18 protein-coding genes are annotated in these 18,915 nt (G+C 36.2%); 3 read left to right on the top strand and 15 right to left on the bottom strand.

Features of this window, described 5'->3' with window-relative positions; genetic code table 11:
- Positions 1-65: 65 nt before the first annotated feature.
- The 6 genes from JGH11_RS01235 to tig all read right to left on the bottom strand — a co-directional run bounded on the left by JGH11_RS01235 (position 66) and on the right by tig (position 8,053).
- Positions 66-1,661 carry a S41 family peptidase gene (locus JGH11_RS01235; RefSeq protein ID WP_201109735.1) on the bottom strand — a complete coding sequence of 532 codons (1,596 nt, stop codon included), beginning with the start codon at positions 1,659-1,661 and terminating at the stop codon, positions 66-68.
- A 62-nt stretch (positions 1,662-1,723) separates the two neighbouring features.
- A complete protein-coding gene (gene coaD, locus JGH11_RS01230) occupies positions 1,724-2,191 on the bottom strand; it encodes a pantetheine-phosphate adenylyltransferase (RefSeq protein WP_201109734.1) in 468 nt (155 codons plus the stop codon).
- Positions 2,192-2,194: 3 nt separating this feature from the next.
- On the bottom strand, positions 2,195-4,390 hold the full coding sequence (recQ, locus tag JGH11_RS01225; RefSeq protein ID WP_201109733.1) for a DNA helicase RecQ: 2,196 nt from the start codon (positions 4,388-4,390) through the stop codon (positions 2,195-2,197).
- Between the two features lie 98 nt (positions 4,391-4,488).
- Complete coding sequence (gene clpX / locus JGH11_RS01220; protein ID WP_201109732.1) at positions 4,489-5,724, bottom strand: ATP-dependent Clp protease ATP-binding subunit ClpX; 1,236 nt, start codon at positions 5,722-5,724, stop codon at positions 4,489-4,491.
- Positions 5,725-5,762: 38 nt separating this feature from the next.
- Complete coding sequence (gene clpP, locus JGH11_RS01215) at positions 5,763-6,431, bottom strand: ATP-dependent Clp endopeptidase proteolytic subunit ClpP (protein WP_201109731.1); 669 nt, start codon at positions 6,429-6,431, stop codon at positions 5,763-5,765.
- 239 nt (positions 6,432-6,670) lie between these two features.
- Positions 6,671-8,053, bottom strand: a complete 1,383-nt coding sequence (gene tig, locus JGH11_RS01210; protein WP_201109730.1) for a trigger factor — start codon at positions 8,051-8,053, stop codon at positions 6,671-6,673.
- 266 nt (positions 8,054-8,319) lie between these two features.
- On the opposite strand from tig, the gene JGH11_RS01205 reads away from it, so the two are divergent.
- The gene (locus JGH11_RS01205; RefSeq protein ID WP_201109729.1) at positions 8,320-9,021 is read left to right on the top strand and encodes a Crp/Fnr family transcriptional regulator; all 702 of its coding nucleotides are present in this window, start codon (positions 8,320-8,322) and stop codon (positions 9,019-9,021) included.
- On the top strand, positions 9,018-10,535 hold the full coding sequence (locus JGH11_RS01200) for a GH3 auxin-responsive promoter family protein (protein ID WP_201109728.1): 1,518 nt from the start codon (positions 9,018-9,020) through the stop codon (positions 10,533-10,535). Before JGH11_RS01205 ends, JGH11_RS01200 begins: the two co-directional genes overlap by 4 nt.
- Positions 10,536-10,577: 42 nt before the next feature.
- Here the strand turns inward: JGH11_RS01200 and pgl are convergent, their stop codons facing one another.
- The 7 genes from pgl to rpsF all read right to left on the bottom strand — a co-directional run bounded on the left by pgl (position 10,578) and on the right by rpsF (position 15,837).
- Positions 10,578-11,303, bottom strand: a complete 726-nt coding sequence (pgl, locus tag JGH11_RS01195) for a 6-phosphogluconolactonase (RefSeq protein WP_201109727.1) — start codon at positions 11,301-11,303, stop codon at positions 10,578-10,580.
- Positions 11,300-12,835 carry a glucose-6-phosphate dehydrogenase gene (zwf, locus tag JGH11_RS01190; RefSeq protein ID WP_201109726.1) on the bottom strand — a complete coding sequence of 512 codons (1,536 nt, stop codon included), beginning with the start codon at positions 12,833-12,835 and terminating at the stop codon, positions 11,300-11,302. The genes pgl and zwf overlap by 4 nt, the downstream gene beginning before the upstream one ends.
- Before the next feature lie 207 nt (positions 12,836-13,042).
- Positions 13,043-13,939, bottom strand: coding sequence for a phosphogluconate dehydrogenase (NAD(+)-dependent, decarboxylating) (gnd, locus tag JGH11_RS01185; RefSeq protein ID WP_201109725.1), 897 nt, complete (start codon positions 13,937-13,939; stop codon positions 13,043-13,045).
- 322 nt (positions 13,940-14,261) lie between these two features.
- Positions 14,262-14,663, bottom strand: coding sequence for a hypothetical protein (locus JGH11_RS01180; RefSeq protein ID WP_201109724.1), 402 nt, complete (start codon positions 14,661-14,663; stop codon positions 14,262-14,264).
- An 85-nt stretch (positions 14,664-14,748) separates the two neighbouring features.
- Positions 14,749-15,192: a 50S ribosomal protein L9 gene (gene rplI, locus JGH11_RS01175; protein ID WP_201109723.1), complete on the bottom strand. Its 444-nt coding sequence runs from the start codon at positions 15,190-15,192 to the stop codon at positions 14,749-14,751.
- An 18-nt stretch (positions 15,193-15,210) separates the two neighbouring features.
- Positions 15,211-15,480 (bottom strand): 30S ribosomal protein S18, encoded by a 270-nt coding sequence (gene rpsR, locus JGH11_RS01170; protein ID WP_185153912.1) that lies wholly within the window; start codon positions 15,478-15,480, stop codon positions 15,211-15,213.
- A complete protein-coding gene (gene rpsF, locus JGH11_RS01165; protein WP_201109722.1) occupies positions 15,481-15,837 on the bottom strand; it encodes a 30S ribosomal protein S6 in 357 nt (118 codons plus the stop codon). It abuts the gene before it with no gap.
- A 156-nt stretch (positions 15,838-15,993) separates the two neighbouring features.
- Between rpsF and JGH11_RS01160 the strand changes: the two genes are divergently transcribed.
- Entirely contained in the window at positions 15,994-16,467 is a 474-nt protein-coding gene (locus tag JGH11_RS01160; protein ID WP_201109721.1) for a MarR family winged helix-turn-helix transcriptional regulator, read from the top strand.
- Here JGH11_RS01160 and JGH11_RS01155 read toward each other — a convergent pair whose 3' ends face one another.
- Together JGH11_RS01155 and JGH11_RS01150 are read right to left on the bottom strand one after the other, a co-directional pair.
- Positions 16,468-17,514, bottom strand: a complete 1,047-nt coding sequence (locus JGH11_RS01155; protein ID WP_236263820.1) for a hypothetical protein — start codon at positions 17,512-17,514, stop codon at positions 16,468-16,470.
- Positions 17,498-18,913 (bottom strand): choice-of-anchor Q domain-containing protein, encoded by a 1,416-nt coding sequence (locus JGH11_RS01150; protein WP_370567546.1) that lies wholly within the window; start codon positions 18,911-18,913, stop codon positions 17,498-17,500. The genes JGH11_RS01155 and JGH11_RS01150 overlap by 17 nt, the downstream gene beginning before the upstream one ends.
- Positions 18,914-18,915: the final 2 nt, after the last annotated feature.

Raw genomic sequence — 18,915 nt, 5'->3', positions numbered from 1 at the left:
TATAAGAAAGAGGGCGCTTGATCAGAAACAAGCGCCCTCTTTTTATTCGTAATAGTTACTGAATTCTATTTCTTGCCTTTTAGTAAACCATAATACAGATTGTCATCATTGATTATTTGATATGCTTTTTTGTATGTATCACTATTCTCATTAAATATTTTAATAGAGGTTTCCATATCATATAGATCTCTTGCTAACAGGGCCTTTAATTGTGTTGCAATGATTTCTTTCGACTTGTCGAATTCTTCTTTATTGAAAGTAATTTTCTCTTCTTCTCCGGCAGCTATTACCTTATCGAATAATTCTTGAGGAATTACATATTTCTTAACGAAAGATTCTTTCGTTGGATATAAGTTTCTGATATCGTCTCTATGATTATCAACTTCGCCATATGCAATTTTATAAATAATCCCTCTATTTGCTATGTTACGGGCATAAAGAGAATAACTCGCTGTATCGAGAGGTACGAAATAATCGGGCATGATACCCCCACCACCATATACTATTCTTTCATTTACCAGAGTCTTATATTTTAAAGAATCAGGGAAATGTATGCTATCAGCATGCATCATCTCGCCCTTATTATATCTTTCTATCACATCCATGTTATAAGAAAGCAGATCACCATTAGTATATGGTTTCTGTATAGAACGTCCTGTAGGGGTGTAATAACGGGCTACAGTAAGCCTTATCATAGAGTTGTCCGGTAATGGAATTTGTCTTTGTACTAATCCTTTTCCAAAGCTTCTGCGGCCAACAATAACACCTCTATCCCAATCTTGAACAGCACCCGATAGGATTTCACTGGCAGAGGCCGAGCCTTCATTTATCATAATTACCAGTTTACCTTTTTCGAAAGATCCTTTTACAGAGGAGACTTCATCCCTTCTTGGTTGGCGTAATCCTTCTGTATAGACTATTAGTTTTCCTTTATCCAAGAATTCATCTGATAGGTCTATGGCAGGCGCCATATATCCACCTCCATTGCTTTCCAGGTCTAGTATGAGGTTTTGCATACCTTGCTCTTTTAGCTTAGCTAAACCGTCTTGAAATTCTTTTGTGGTAGTAGCTCCGAATCTGCTGATGCGAATATAACCAGTCGTTTTATCTACCATGTAAGTGGCATCAATACTATAAATTGGAATTTTGGCCCTTGTTATCGTAAAATCTAATAATTCAGGTATACCTCGACGTAGCACTTTTACATCCACTTTAGTTCCCTTTGGACCTTTTAAACGCGACATAATATCTTTTGTTGACCTTTTTTGTCCGGCAATTAGGGTGTCATTTACATATAGTATTTTATCACCGGCTCTTAGTCCAACCTTTTCTGATGGTCCTCCGGGAATGGTTTCTATAACATATAATGTATCGGTCATCATATTGAAAGAAATACCTATTCCGTCGAAGTTCCCTTCCAGAGGCTCATTCATATCTTTGACTTCATCAGAACTGATGTAGGTAGAGTGTGGGTCAAGCTTTTCCAGAAGAGATTTAACAGCATCTTCGGCTAATTTATTATCATCTACATTATCTACGTACATGTTTTCTATGATCGCCATAGTTGTAGCTACTTTTTTCGAGCCTTCGCTCATCTTGAATTGGGCTGATACGTTTATGATAACGAAAAAACAGAGAGCTGATATTATAACTCTTTTCATATCTTATATTTGACTTGATTTATAAATAAACACCGCTTTACAAGTGATAGTTTATTTTATTATTAATCTTGTATTTTTAAATTCATACCCTCAGGGACGAATTGACTCACGTCATGTCCAAATCTTAATAGCTCACGGACAATAGTAGAGCTAATATGTGTAAGTTCAGGTTCGGTGAAAAGAATAAATGTTTCTATTCCGGATATTTTACGATTCATATCGGCAATCGTTTTTTCGTATTCAAAATCATTTACAGAACGTATCCCTCTCATGATAAAAGTAGCATTGACTATTTTCGCAAAGTCTACAGTTAAGCCGTCGTAAGTGTCCACAGATATGCGTTTGTCGTTTTTATATACGGACTGTATCATATTTATACGACTATCAAGGGTGAAGTAGCTTTTTTTTGCATCATTTTTACCTATAGCAATAACGATCTCATCTACTAATTCGAGAGATCGTTTTACTAAAGAATAATGCCCTATCGTAAAAGGGTCGAATGTTCCTGGAAAGATTGCTTTTCTTTTCATTTGTTAGTTAGCCATGTCTGATATAAATTTGATTCGTACCAAACGGATCTCATCTTCAGAATATTCACCCAATTCGTTTATTGCTTCTTCCAGATCATCAGATTCTGCTTCTTGAAAATACTGGAATATATCGTCTAAGTGGTCTTCATCTATTACTTCACGAAGAAAATAATCAATGTTAATTTTTGTGCCTGAATATACAATAGCTTCGACTTCATTAAGTAATTCTAGAAAGTCAATACCTTTCGATTCAGCTAAATCATCTAGGGCTACTTTTCTATCGATAGCTTGTACGATTGCTACTTTCAATTTCGATTTATTGGCAACAGTTCTGACACGGAGGTCCTCTGGTCTTTCTATTTCATTTTCTTCGACATGTTTCTTTATGATCTGAAGAAAATCGGCTCCGTATCTTTTAGCTTTACCTGCTCCTACTCCGGGGATATTCTGTAATTCATCCATCGTTATAGGGTAGATTGTGGCCATAGCCTCAAGAGAAGGATCTTGGAAAATAACATATGGCGGTACATTATTGTGCTTTGCCATTTTCTTACGTAGATCTTTCATAATGGAGAATAAAACCGGATCGACAGCCGATCCGCCACCTCCACCTTTTACTACAACATCATCGATACTGTCATCATCTGCCATATCTTCATCCTCATCAGTTGTGATTTTGAACGAAACAGGTTTCTTGAGAAAGTCTTTACCTTTTTTTGTCACTTTTAGTAGGCCATAGTTTTCTATGTCTTTGTCAAAGTATCCGGCAATCAGAGCTTGTCGAATAACAGCATTCCATGTATCTTCATCGGAATCATCTCCTGAGCCGAAAACCTCTAGCTCGTGATGTCCGTATGTTTCAATTTCTGATGTTTCTTTACCTCTAAGTACATTAATAACATAGTCCGATTTGAATTTCTCTTTTAGCGCAACTACAGCTTCAATAGCTGTTAATAATAATTCTTTAGCTTCCACTTCTTTTTTGGGATTTACACAATTGTCACAATTTCCACAGTTCTTTTCTTTATATTCTTCTCCAAAATAGTGAAGAAGTACTTTTTTTCTGCATAATGCTGTCTCTGCATATGCTGCTGTCTCAAGAAGTAATAGCTTACCTATTTCTTGTTCAGCAACAGGTTTACCCTGCATAAATTTTTCTAATTTTTGTAAGTCTTTGAAGGAGTAAAATGCAATACATTTACCTTCGCCGCCATCTCTGCCGGCACGTCCGGTTTCTTGGTAATAGCCTTCCAGACTTTTTGGCATATCATAATGTATCACATATCGTACATCTGGTTTGTCTATACCCATACCAAAGGCGATTGTTGCAACGATAACGTCAACCTTCTCCATCAAGAATGCATCCTGATTGGCTGATCGGGTATTAGCATCTAAGCCTGCATGATATGGTAAAGCATTTATATTATTTGTCTGAAGTATCTCGGCAAATTCTTCTACTTTTTTTCTACTAAGACAATATATAATCCCGGACTTATTACCATGTGATTTGATATACTTTATAATATCTTTATCTACATTCGTTGTTTTTGTACGAACTTCATAAAAAAGATTCTCTCTGTTGAACGACGCTTTAAAAACGTCAGCCTCCGTCATTCCTAGATTTTTCTGTATGTCCATCTGCACCTTTGGCGTGGCTGTAGCCGTAAGCGCTATTATAGGGTGTTTTCCTATTTCGGCAACAATAGGACGTATACGTCTGTATTCTGGCCGGAAGTCATGCCCCCATTCGGAAATACAATGAGCTTCATCGATAGCATAGAATGAAATCTTTATTTGACGAAGAAAATCTATATTTTCCTCTTTCGTTAAAGATTCGGGCGCTACATACAGTAATTTTGTTTTTCCTGAAAGAATATCACTTTTGACTTGTTCTATAGCAGCTTTGTTGAGTGATGAATTGATGAAATGTGCAACTCCGTCTTCTTCACTAAAATTACGCATGGCATCCACCTGATTCTTCATCAAAGCAATGAGAGGAGAGATGATAACAGCTGTTCCTTCCATTAATAAAGCCGGCAATTGGTAACAAAGCGATTTTCCTCCCCCGGTAGGCATCAGTACAAAGGTGTCTTTCTCGTCCAGGACATTCTGGATGATTGACTTTTGGTTTCCTTTGAATTTATCAAAGCCAAAATGCTTTTTTAAAGCAGCGGTTAGTATATCGTTTCGTTCAGGCATATTTATAAAAAAATAGGCTATTATATTTATACGAAGATAAAGTCCTAATTTTAAAACTCCAACTTAAAATAGGCCATTTTTTATGAAAAAAGCAAACTTTATTGAGAATTTCTAAGTTTTACCAATTGTGATTTTTCTAATTGTTCTTTGGCATACTCTTTGGTAATGTGTAATGTAGCAGGTTTTTCTGATGGGATGGTAAACATTGCATCCATCATAATGCTTTCCACAATAGAGCGTAGCCCTCTAGCGCCAAGCTTGTATTCTATAGCTTTATCGACGATGTATTCATAAACCTCTAGGTCGAAAGATAGTTCTACATCATCCATTTTGAATAGTTTGATATATTGTTTGATTATAGAGTTTTTGGGTTCAGTGAGTATTCTGCGCAAAGCGTTTTTATCAAGAGCATCCAAATATGTTAGAATAGGCAAACGTCCTATGATTTCGGGGATCAGTCCGAATGATTTTAAATCTTGAGGTGCCACATATTGTAATAGATTCTCTCTGTCTATATCCACATTTTTCATTGAAGAAGCATAGCCAACAACCTTAGTATTCAAACGTTGGGCTATTTTTCGCTCTATGCCATCAAATGCACCTCCACAGACGAAAAGAATGTTTTTAGTGTCTACAGCAATCATTTTTTGATCAGGATGTTTACGTCCTCCTTGAGGGGGAACGTTAACAATAGAACCTTCCAATAACTTTAATAGGCCTTGTTGTACTCCTTCGCCGCTAACATCACGTGTTATAGATGGGTTATCACTTTTTCGTGCAATTTTATCTATTTCATCTATAAATACTATGCCTCTTTCTGCGGCAGCAACGTCATAGTCCGATGCTTGAAGTAGGCGGGTAAGGATACTTTCTATATCTTCTCCGACATATCCGGCCTCAGTCAGAACAGTTGCGTCTACAATAGCAAAAGGAACATGAAGCATTTTGGCTATTGTACGAGCCAATAATGTTTTTCCAGTACCTGTAGGGCCGACTAATATGATGTTTGATTTCTCAATTTCTATATCATCACTTTTCTCCTGTAATATTCGTTTATAGTGGTTGTATACAGCCACAGCCAGATAGCGTTTTGCGTTATCTTGTCCTATAATGTATCCATCAAGATATTCTTTTATCTTAATAGGATCAGGTAGTTTTGCTCTGTCTATTCCTAGCGATGATTTGTGCTTGGATTCAAGACTTTCTTTAACGATCTGATAAGCTTGTTCAGCACAAGTGTCGCAGATGTCTGCGGACAAACCCGAAATAAGCATATTTACTTCTTTCTCACTTCGTCCGCAAAAACTGCATTGATTAAATTCTTTTTTAGCCATTTATTCTTTTGTGAGTAAATGATGTTCTTTAGTGTATATTATTTGTTTTTCATTAATACGTCGTCCACCATTCCGTATTCTTTAGCTTCTGATGAAGTCATCCAGTAATCGCGATCAGAATCTTGTGCAACTTTATCAAAAGGTTGTCCCGAGTGATCGGAGATAATGGTATACAATTCTTTCTTCACTTTGCCAATTTCGCGAGCGGTGATTTCTATATCAGAGGCCTGTCCTTGTGCTCCACCTAGTGGTTGGTGGATCATCACACGAGAATGTTTTAATGCAAAACGTTTTCCTTTTTCTCCTGCAACAAGTAAAACTGCTGCCATAGATGCAGCGATACCTGTACAGATGGTAGAAACATTGCTATTTATAAATTGCATTGTATCATATATTCCATATCCTGCATATACAGATCCACCTGGTGAGTTTATGTAGATAGATATATCTTTGCCCGAATCCGCCGAATCAAGGTATAATAATTGAGCTTGAATGACATTGGCTGTGTAATCGTCTATTTGAGTCCCTAGAAAAATAATTCGGTCCATCATCAAACGAGAGAATACGTCCATCTGAGCAACATTAAGTTGACGTTCTTCAATAATTGTTGGCGATATATAGCTGCTTGTTATGTCTACGTATTTATCTAGGGCAAGTCCGTTCATGCCTAAATGCTTGGTAGCATATTTCTTAAATTCATTGTTCATAATGTTTACCTTTCAATAAGTGAATAATTAAATATCATTGTTTTATAAACAATTATCATGCCACTAAATTGGCATAAAAAAGAGGCTATATGTCAGCCTCTTTTCTTACTAAACAAAGTTATAAATAAAATATTGAATAGTTGAAATATTGCTGCTTGTTTTTCTGCTTAAGTTCAATGAAAACAGGCAGAAAGATTTAACTATTCTTTCTGCCTGTATATATTTTCACTCCATCTCAATTAAGCCTCTTCAGTCTTGTCTTCTTCTTTTTCGAAGAATTTACGGAATTCATCGAGTGATATTGCTTTTTCTTCTACTCCCAATGTTGTTTTCAAAGAATCGATGATTTTGTTTTCCATTGCGCGGTCAAGTAGATTACGAGCATTGTCTTTGTTTTTCAACATATCGTTCGCATAATTTTCTACCATTTCGTCAGGAAGGTTCATCATGCCATATTGAGCAAATTGAGCTCTTGCTGCTTGCATAGCGATGATTTTCATATCTTCATTCTCAATCTTCAAGTCATTATCTTTAGCTATTTGCTCTTTAATCAAGTGGAACTTTAGGTCGGCCACTATTTTCGGATAGTCTTCTTCTATCGATTGAGCAGTCCTTTCTTCGCCGCTTGCAAGTAGCCATCTTTTTAGAAAGGCATCAGGGAATTGTATGTCTCCAATCTTCTTTTCTAATAGTTCTTTAGCGTCGAGCAAGAATTTATAATCACTGTCGGGAGTAAACTGATCTTGTATTGTTTCTTTTACCTTTTCTGTAAATTCGTTTGCGTCCTTTACATTGCCTGCTCCAAATACCTTGTCGAATAGATCTTGGTCAAGATCAGCTTCTTTATAGCGGGTAATTTCAGTAATTTCGAATTTGAATTCGGGAGCAATTGCGTCTACTGCATTTTTTTCGATATGAAGTAAGGACGCTATTTCAGTCTCATTGCCTTCGTAAGCTTTGCCTGGATTGAATACGATTGTTTGTCCTGCTTTTGCTCCTACGAATTTAGCTTGTTCATCTTTATCTTTCATGTAAGATGGCATAACTATTCCGGCTTCAACATTTATTCCGCCTTCTTTTACTTTACCATCCTCTAGTTCGCTAATAATACCTCTGATGAGGTCAGTTTCTTTTGCTCCTTCTTCAATCTTGTCATATTTGCCATAGTTGGCTTTGTAAGACTCGATTTGTTTGTCAATAAGTTCTTGATTTACATCAATCTTGTAATATTTAACTTTGTCCTTCTTAGAAAGAGATAACTCGATAGCAGGAGCAAGGGCTATGTCGAAATAGAAGTCATAGTCACCCTCTGTAGTAAAATCGATAGCTTGTTGTTTTTCCTCGTTAGGTAGAGGTTCGCCAAGTACGTTTAGTTTGTTTTCCTGAATATAGTTGTATAGGCTTTCACCCACCATTTTATTTATTTCTTCGGCTAGTATAGACTTTCCATACATTTTTTTGACCATACCTACAGGCACAGTTCCAGGGCGGAATCCCGGTATGTTCGCTTTTTTGCGGAATGTTTTTAGCGCATTGTCAAGTTTTTCCTGATAGTCTGCTTTAGCAACGCTGATTTGAAGAATAGCATTTACACTATCAACATTTGTTAGAGATACGTTCATCTTAACGAATTTATTTTAATTATTAAAGTTTACCCACTTGTAAGGAAAAAAGAACGCAATAAATGCTTCTTTTTAAGTGGTGCAAAATTACTCTTATTATTGTAATATTCAAAGAGAAATCGTGATTAATCTCATTGCTGTTTTTATTAAAATGAGGGAATGAGAGTTAAAAATATGTTCTGCAACATATTTAATCTAAAAAAATATTAACTTTGTTTTTTAGGAAACTATGGAACCTGAATTAATATTATCAAGCTTTTCTTTATATGGTAGCAGATAGCAGTAATATTGTAAGTATATCAGAGTGTATTCCCGAAATTTGGGATTTGCTTAATAGCAAAGAACGTGAATTAGTATCTACGAATGCTAAAATCCTTGATTTTAAGAAGAACGAGGTGATCTATCGTGAAGAAGAGATGCCTTTAGAATTGATGTGTCTCTGCAAAGGGAAAGTGAAAATATATAAGGACGGAGTAGGGGGGCGTAGTCAAATAATAAGAATGATAAGGCCTACTCAGTATTTTGGTTACCGTGCTTTTTTTGCAGATCAACCTTATGTAACAGCTGCATCAGCCTTTGAAGCTTCTACTATTTGCTTTATACCGATGCAAATTATAGAAGAGATCGTGACGACTAATTCTAAATTAGGCCTGTTCTTTATTCGTGAATTATCTACAGACCTAGGTATTGCAGATGAGCGAGTTGTAAATCTTACTCAAAAGCATATACGAGGACGTTTGGCCGAATCCCTAATCTTTTTGATTGAGAATTATGGTTTAGAGGAAGATGGAGCTACCATTAGTATTTATTTGTCTCGGGAAGATCTTGCAAATCTGTCTAATATGACAACCTCCAATGCAATAAGAACCTTATCAACTTTTGTTGATGAACATATAATAACGCTCGATGGTCGGAAGATCAAAGTAATAGACGAAGATAAGTTAAGAAGGATAAGCAAAATCGGATGATTGCTAATATTGCTCATAAATACCTGGACTTTAAATTTAAGGAAGTCGACAGGTTTATAAACAAACCGATCTATACTCAGGAAAAAATACTCACTTACCTGCTTCGTAATGGGGCTGAATCCCTAATAGGACAACAATATAATTTTTCCGCTATAAATAATAAGGACGATTTCAGAAATCGGATGCCGGTGTTTCATTATGAAGATTTACGTCCTTACCTTGATAAGATACTGATCGATAAGCAACAGAATGTATTATGGAATAAGCCTGTAAAATGGTTTGCCATGTCGTCGGGTACAACTGAGGATAAAAGTAAGTATATACCGGTAACACAAGAATCTTTGGTTAAAGGACATTACCGCTGTGGAGAACAGATGCTTGCAATATACGGACAGACTAATCATAAAGCGAAGTTCTTCTTCGGGAAAACGCTTGTATTGGGAGGAAGTAAGCAGATAAACAATATTGGAGACGGTGTTTTTACCGGTGATATCTCAGCAATTCTTATCAAGAATCTTTTTTTCTGGGCAAAGAAAAGTCGTACACCTGAAAGTATATCTTTATTACCCGATTGGGAAATAAAGTTGCAGACCTTATCTGACTATGCGATCAGAAATGATGTACGAGCTTTTATGGGTGTACCTTCTTGGTTGATGGTGCTGCTTAAGAAAATAAAGAATGATACGGGGCGTGAGTTAACTGATATCTGGCCAAATCTTGAAGTCTTTTTTCACGGAGGTGTGAGTTTTACTCCCTTTGAGAATCAATATAAGAAATTGATAAGTAAGCCTGATATGTATTATTGGGAAACTTATAATGCCTCCGAAGGATTCTTTGGGGTACAGTTTGCTGATAGTTCCAAAGATATGTTATTGATGCTCGATAGTGGAATTTATTATGAGTTTATGCCTATGAGTGAATGGAATAGCGAAAATCCGAAGACTTTGACCTTAGATGAGGTCGAAACGGGGCAAAACTATGCTATTCTTATATCTACAAATGGTGGGCTTTGGCGTTACATGATAGGTGATACTATTGAATTCTCTTCTACTAATCCGTATTTGTTCCGTATCACAGGGCGTACCAAGAACTTTATCAATGCTTTTGGAGAAGAGTTGATAGTCGATAATGCGGAAAAAGCATTAGCAGAAGCATGTAAAGAAACAAACGCTCAAATAAGTGAGTATACAGCAGCGCCTGTTTATTTTGGAGATAATAATACTGGAGCTCATGAGTGGCTTATTGAATTCTCGAATGAGCCTGATAGTTTAAATACATTTGTTGCCTCATTGGATGATAATCTAAAGAGGGTGAATTCTGATTATGAAGCTAAGCGTTCCTACAATTTGTCGCTTGGTCTGCCTATTGTGAAAAGTCTCCCTAAGGGAACTTTCAACGAATGGCTGAAATTTATAGGCAAGCTAGGGGGGCAAAATAAAGTTCCACGGTTATCTAATAATCGTGATTATATTGATAAACTGTTAGCATTTATAGAACAAAATAAAAAAGGATAGAATTTTATTCTATCCTTTTTATATTTTAAAAAGCTTATAGTATTACAACAAGCTTGCGGCATCTGCATCTAAGAACCAATATAGATACCCTTTTTTAGGGTTCACCTTCGCAGCAGGATATTTGTTTGCAAACTCCTTCCTGTTTTTTATTATATCTCTGACTTTCTCGGCTTTATTCTTGCCTGTGGCCAGAAATACAACATATTGGGCATTATTTACCACTCGTCCGCTAATACTAACACGTTGCATACCGCTTTCAGGGTGTTCCCCAATAACACATGTTTCTTTACTATCCCACAGCTCAATTTGATTAGGGAAAATAGAAACAGTGTGTCCATCATCTCCTAATCCTAACATTATAATCTCGAAGCTAGGGAGGTCAAGGCGCTGCATCAATTTGGCATTGAGTATCTTGCTGTACCATATAGCCTCTTCTTCAGGCTCGTTTTCTCCATGTATTCTATAGATGTTATTATTAGGAATGCCGGGTACTTTATCAAATAGATGATCTTTGGTCATACCATAATTATTCATCACATTTTCAGGCGGGACACAACGTTCGTCACCCCAGAAAAAGGATATGCGATTCCAATCTATAGACTCCTTACAGTTCTCAGCCCAATAATCAAATATGACTTTAGGTGTAGTCCCTCCCGATAGGGCTAGATTGACATGTGGGTACACGTCCAGTAACTTTAAGACAAACTCGGTAAAACCTTTGCTTAGAGCATTCGGGTCTTCGTAAATTTTAATTTCTTCTTTTATCATAATTCGCAATATATACCGTCGTCAGATAGATTTTTACAAGGATATCTCCATGTCAGATTTTTTTCTTCAATCAGATCGTCTGCATTAGCCGGGCCCCATGAACCCGCAGGATAGCCGTTTAGCGGGGCGTCGGGGTTTTTGTCCCAGAAGTCAAGTAATGGTTGTACAAATTTCCATGTAGCTTCTAATGCGTCGCCTCTTATGTAGAGGGTTGAATCGCCAACCATACAGTCTAACAGTAGGCGTTCATATGCCTCTGGCAAATATGTGTTTTGCAATTCGGAGTAGTGGAAATCCATATTTACATTTTTTACCTGATAGCCACTTCCTGGAACTTTCATTTTTGTTTTTAACAGGATTCCTTCATCTGGTTGTATCCTTATTACGAGTTGGTTGTCGTCATTGCTTAGTCCTACAGCTTCGGGAAATAGTCGCTGAGGGGCAGGTTTAAAGTGTATTACTACTTCAGAAACACGTGTGGGTAAACGTTTCCCTGTGCGAACATAAAAAGGAACATCACCCCAACGCCAGTTGTCAATGAATAGTTTCATTGCAACATAAGTCTCGGTACGAGAATCCGGATTTACATCTTTTTCTTCGCGATAACCTTTCGCATATTTACCTTTTATGTTGGCTGCTGTATATTGTCCTCTTATAACATTCTTGAATAGGTCATCGTTCGACATAGGGCGAAGGGCTTGGAATACTTTCAACTTCTCATTACGTATAGAAACCGAATCTATAGACATAGGAGGTTCCATTGCTACAAGAGCAACAAGCTGTAAGAGATGATTCTGTACCATATCACGAAGTGCACCCGAATGGTCGTAATAGCCGCCTCTGTTTTCGACTCCAATACTTTCAGCTGCAGTGATTTCTACATGATGGATATAGTTTCTGTTCCATAGCGGTTCATATATTCCGTTAGCAAAGCGCGTAACGAGCATATTTTGTACCGTTTCTTTACCCAAATAATGGTCTATACGATATATTTGCTCCTCGTCATAATCTTGGCCGAGTGATTTATTTAGTTCTATCGCTGATTTTAAATCAGTACCGAAGGGTTTTTCTATAATAATGCGTCTGAAATTTCCGTTCTCTTCATTAAGACCTTGTTCCGCTAAATATTTAGGAACTAAAGGATATAGTGACGGTGGAGTTGATAAGTAGAATATATAGTTTCCGGATGTTCCTTCTTCTTTATCTAACAACTCTAAGCGTTCTTTTAGTTTTGAGTATTCCTTATTGTCATCCGTATTGATTGATAGATAATGAAGTTTTTGACAAAAAGTATTTAATTCATCATCAGGAATATCTTTAGCAGTAGCAAATTGCCGGATGCCATCTTTCATTTTTTCACGGAAAGAATCATCTGTAAAAGAGCTACGTGCTACCCCTAATACTGCAAAGTTCTTGGGCAGTGAATTCTGCTTGTGTAGATCAAATATAGCAGGAATCAACTTTCTGTATGTAAGATCACCGGAGGCACCGAATATAATCAGTGCCTGGTCTTGTATAATTTTTGGTTTCATCTTTTACCTTATTAGTAATGCAAGTCAGCATTTGATTTCTGTCCTTCTTTTGTATTCCAAAAGGTAACAAAAGTAACATCTTTTTGCTCTTTTCTATCTGTTTCGTTTTCTCTTTTAATAACTGGGAAATCTGTCTTTGGTATAGATAAATACAGTGACTGATAATAGAGATAAAACAGTTTTTTTGAGGAAAGGATGTCGAAAAGCTTAGTCCTTTTTTATTTCATGTCCGCCGAATTGATTTCTCATAGCAGCAAGCAGCTTCATTGCATAAGAAGTTTCTTGTCTCGATTCGAAACGGGTGAAAAGTGATGCTGTGATAACATGCGCCGGAACGTCGAAATCCATCGCTGTTTGTACAGTCCATCTACCTTCTCCACTATCAGCTACATAGTCTTTGATGCCGTCTAGATTTTCATTTCCTTCCAAAGCATTTCCTATAAGTTCAAGCAGCCATGAGCGAACAACCGAACCTTGCATCCATACACGTGATATTTTTTCCAAGTCGACATTGTAAGGAGAGTTCTTCATTATTTCAAAACCTTCAGCATATGCTTGCATCATGCCATATTCGATCCCATTATGTACCATTTTTACCATATGTCCGGCACCACTTTCTCCACAACGCATATATCCATTTTCCGGAGCTAAGCTTTTAAAGATTGGTTCGGCAAAGTCGCATGCTTCTTTATCTCCGCCATACATAAGGCAATATCCGTTTTGTAATCCCCATACGCCTCCGCTTGTTCCGCAGTCTAGGTAATGAATGCCTTTTTCTTTTACTTTATTACCACGTTCGACAGTTTCTCTCCAGTAGCTGTTTCCTCCGTCTACAATTATATCATTAGGCTTAAGTAATGTTAGTAATTTAGCTATATTTTCTTCTACAGGTTTTCCTGCAGGCACCATTAGCCATACAAGTTTGCGATCTCCAAGTTTACTTACCAGGTCTTCTAGACTTGATGATGGAATAGCTCCTTTGGCAGCAACCTCATCTATTTCCTTTTGGGTCAAGTTATAAACTACTACTTCATGTCCGAAATTTAATAGGCGCTCTACCATTTTGCCGCCCATTTTACCTAATCCTACAAATCCGATTTTCATATTAATATTGTTTATTGATTCTTCTTTTTTTTGTATAAACAAGCTAGAGCCTGGAAAGATTTACTAAAAATCTAAACATTACGAAGTTACTTATTTTTTACGGTTTTAGTTCCAAAAGAGTAAAATAATAAAATGTTCGTTTTTAAGAATTGTTGGAAATCAATAAATTATATTAAAAAAATATCACATTGATAATGTCTATTATTGTTTGTTTGATATTATAAAAATTGATATTGTTTGTGTTAATAAAAAAGGTCAACTCATTTGGTTGACCTCTTTATATATCGTGATGCAGAGATAATCTGCATAATGTACCGGTGAATTATTTATAATCTTCAGGTGTGATTGTTATTTCGCCTAGAACTTTTCCTGCACCGTTGTGATATGTATATGCATATGTGATGCCATAATCCTTAACTTGTTGTATTTCTGATGAATTCTTTAGAGCTTCAATAGCACTTGCTTTTCCGGTTTCTGCATCAAAAGATTCAATATCTCCAGCTATTGTGAAAAATAATCTTAATGTTTTGTTTGCTTCAACTTTACTACTGTCCATTGTCAGACCTTCACCCATTACTAACGGACATTGTTCGTTTGTTTGCTTTACCTGTTGTTCCAGATATTTTGTGATGATAGCATCTTTTGCGTCATTACATTGAATGAAAATTAAAGACAGGGATAGAATAGCAATTACGCTAAGGGCAGTTTTTGTTAATTGTTTCATGTTTGGTTTGTTTTAGTTAAAAAAATGAGAATAAAAAAGGGCTGCTGTTTGGCAACCCTCCTTTTTATTTTGAACGATTGTTCTCTTATTCTGAAACTACTTCGAAAGGAATTTCCACAGAAACTTCTTTGTGTAGTTTAGCTATTGCTTTATAAGTACCAACTTCTTTAACGGCTTCTTTGATGATGATGGTTTTGCGGTCTACATTGTAACCTAATTTTTCAAGAGCTTCAGCTATTTGAATATTAGTTACAGAACCGAAAATTGTACCGGTAGAGCTTGTTTTTGCACCGATAGTTAATGATACACCATCTAGTTTAGCTGCCAAAGCTTCAGCGTCTTTCTTGATTTTCTCAAGTTTGTGAGCACGTTGCTTCAAGTTTTCAGCTAGAACTTTCTTTGCTGATTCGGAAGCAATAATCGCTTTACCTTGAGGAATCAGGTAATTACGTCCGTAACCGTCTTTTACCGTTACGACTTCATCTTTGTATCCTAAGTTAAGGATGTCTTCTTTTAATATAACTTGCATTTCTTTTTCCTCCTTTTTTTATTTCATTAAGTCTGTTACATAAGGAAGCAAAGCCAAGTGGCGTGCTCTTTTAACAGCTTGTGCAATACGACGTTGGAATTTAAGAGATGTTCCGGTAATACGGCGAGGAAGGATTTTTCCCTGTTCGTTCAGGAATTTCTTCAAAAACTCAGGGTCTTTGTAATCGATATACTTTATGCCATTCTTTTTGAAACGACAGTATTTTTTCTTTTTGACATCAACTGAAGGCGGAGTCAAATATCTGATTTCTGATTGCTGTGCCATAATTTAGTTCTCCTTTACTTCTTCTTTTTTAGGTGATTTTAGTTTTCTTCTCTTTTGTGCATATTCGTGTGCAAACTTATCTTGGCGGAAAGTCAAGAAACGGATAACACGTTCGTCACGACGGAAGTTAAGTTCTAGTTTAGCGATAACAGCCGGATCAGCTTCAAATTCTAACATCGCATAAAAACCGGTAGATTTCTTCTGGATTGGATAAGCCAATTTGCGAAGTCCCCAGTTTTCTTCATTTACTATTTTGCCACCTTCGTTGGTCAAGATAGTTTTGAATTTTTCTACCGCTTCCTTCATCTGTACATCAGACAAAACGGGAGTCAAAATGAAAACGGTTTCGTAATTGTTCATAAATTAAATAGTTATAAATTAAACATGTCATTTTTGCAAATGAGGTGCAAAGATAAGTTTTTTTGTTTAGATAACAAATGCTAAAGCTTTAAAAAATATTGGATAAACAAACTTCTTGTCTTACTTTTGTATTATACAACGATCAATGAGAGAAGTATGGATAAAGAAGAAATATTAAGTGTCGATCAAGATTTAGACCTTATATTCCCTATCATAAACGGGAAGGTGTCGATGGCTATCAACCGTATGATGTATCGTAATTTTCGGAAGGCGGGACTTGATATAACACCCGAACAATGGTCTGTATTGGCTTTTCTGTGGCGTGAAGATGGTGTGACTCAACAGACTTTATGTAATTCTACATTCAAAGATAAGCCTAGTATGACACGATTGATTGATAATCTTGCAAAACAAAACTTAGTATATCGGAATGCTTCTACAACAGATCGCAGGTCTAATTATATACATCTCACTGATTTAGGCCGGTCGATAAAAGAGAAGGCTAATAAAGCTGTATACGAAACTGTAGATGCTGCATTGGCAGGGATCGATGAAAGCGGACAAAAACAGGTGCGCTTTTTGCTTGCAGCTGTTTTTGGTAATATTAGCGAAGCTTTACAAGAAAAGTAATCAGTTTTTTATTTGCAGATCCATATAGATAGGCAGATGGTCGCTATAGCCTCCCAGATATTTAAATCCAAGGTACGTACGAAAAGGTTTTTGCCCTCCATATTTTTTGCTGTCTGCATGAAGGAGAAAGTCGGTTGAAAATACAGATGCCTCTTTATCTTTTATAATCGTTTTACCATTGTCTTTCAATAGATTTCCACTTACAATGAACTGATCCAAATAGTTCCATTTTCCTCTGTATTTGTATGTACCTCCATTTTTTTCCAATGCTTTATGGTAATACATATTATAAAGGTTCTTGTTGGAGATATATGACTTGATGCTTTGAGCTTTTAGAGTTTCTTTTATACTTATATCATTCGGATAATCATTGAAGTCGCCCATGATGATAATGTTTGCGTTTTTGCGTATCTGTAAAAGGCTGTCCGTTTTTTGTTTTATTAGTTCTGCGCATTTTATTCTGTATGGACGGGTTTTATTTATCCCTTCGTTTCGTGAAGGGAAATGACAAACAAATATATCTAATACCTCTCCATTGATAACTTTGCCTGTTACATGTAATATATCTCGTGTTGCTTTATAAAAAGCTGTTTCTATAATAGGACGATAGAATTTCTTACTTATTATTTTGATTTCGTCTCTTTGATATAACAAAGCGACATTGGATCCTCTACTGTCTTTCGAATTTGTAATTATATATTCATATTTATCTTTCCGCAAAGCAGCTCTTTTGGTTAAGTCGTATAAAACCGAATCATTTTCAACTTCGCACATGCCAACTAGTGCAGGTGGTCGCTGTTTACCAACTGATGAAATTACTTTGCTTATATCATTCAGTTTTTTCCAATATCTGTAATTCGACCATCGCAATTGCCCTGAAGGAGTGAGGTCTTCATCATGTGTTTTGGGATTGTCTTTCGTATCGTACATGTTTTCTACATTATAAAACATGATGCGAAACCTCTCTTGTCCTTTTGTTTGCAGGACGAAGACAGATAATAAGATTAGTAGTAATACCGTTTTTCTTATATTACTTAATCCATTCATAACAGCCTATATCTGGATTGGTATCACTTAGTCTGGACCGACCTTTTATATCGAAAGGTGCCCTTTCTGAATATGTTCTATCTGCTTTGTCGATGGCAGGGGAGGGGGATTTTAGCTCGAAATTATAGAAATAGTATCCCTCATTATTTAAATACAGGAAAGAAGGGTCTGTATTCCATATAATATTGCTGAAAAGCGGACCAGTACTTTCTTCTGCTTTAATAATGCAACTTCTAAATTGATAGTTGAATGTTGTATTTGCAGTACTGTCTAATGCTAGCTCTTTTTTTATTGTACCATAAATAATTGAATTTATAATATCACACTTATCGAGTGGTGTGTCTTTTCCAATTTTAGAGTTATTACTTATAATAATACTTTCTTTTGTTCTGAATGATGAGAACCAACTGAAATAATTGGCCATAGTACAATGTAAGAAAGAGTATTCTCCACCATTTAACGTTAGTAGCGTTCCGTTTGAGTTTGAAAATAAACAGTTGATAGCATCTATATTGCTGTTGCTTGCTAATACCCCGTACTCAGAGGTGTTCTGAACAGAAGTGTTGATTAGCGTTGCTTTTTTATACTTCGTATTTGATGCATAAAATGTTATTCCTCGTTCAGCATTTCTTATGTTGGTATTTTCCAGACGATTGTTGTAACTTTCCGGATGAAAGCGAATGCCACCCCATTGTCCTGGAATGTTATCGTATGGAATAACATTATCGAACTTATCAAAGCGTTCCCCTCTTATTATAACAGGCTCTTCTATCGAACCTTCGGCTTTCAATGATCCATGTACTTCGATAGTTGCATTGTTCTTCATAAAAATCTTGACTCCAGCTTCTATAGTGGCCGTAGCTTTATTATCTATCACTATAGAATCGTAAATCAGAAGAGGCTTTCTCTTTGTAATGAGTGTATCTCTTGTGATTCTTTCGCCTTTCCATATATATACGTCTTGTCCTATAGCTTGTAGTTGTAGGTATTGAACGTTTCCGTTTGTTGTAAATTTAATAGAATCTTTTATCAATATCGGAATTTCTGAATTGGATGAAGGTGCGGTAACTTCGATGAATCCGAAAAGACTGTCTTTTTTCAAGATTTCTACACTTGAAATAATACTACCATTTTCTCCATCGATGTTCATCCTGAATCCACTTTTTTTGGGATTCATCAATTCTATCGATTGTATAATAAGTGAGTTGTTGTTTTTATTATATATTTTAAACTTTCTTGTCGGGGAATCTATCTCCGAGAAGATAGTGTCGAAACTAATCAAATCCGATGAAAACGTAAGAGGTAAATTTCCATCGGAAGAAAAGTCATCGTCGTTGGAACACGTAATAAATGCCAACGATAATACGGTATATATAATAAGGTATATAAATTTTCTCACCT

The organism is Dysgonomonas sp. Marseille-P4677, from assembly GCF_016652235.1.
GTDB lineage: Bacteria > Bacteroidota > Bacteroidia > Bacteroidales > Dysgonomonadaceae > Dysgonomonas.
This window is presented reverse-complemented; position numbering and strand designations above follow the sequence as displayed.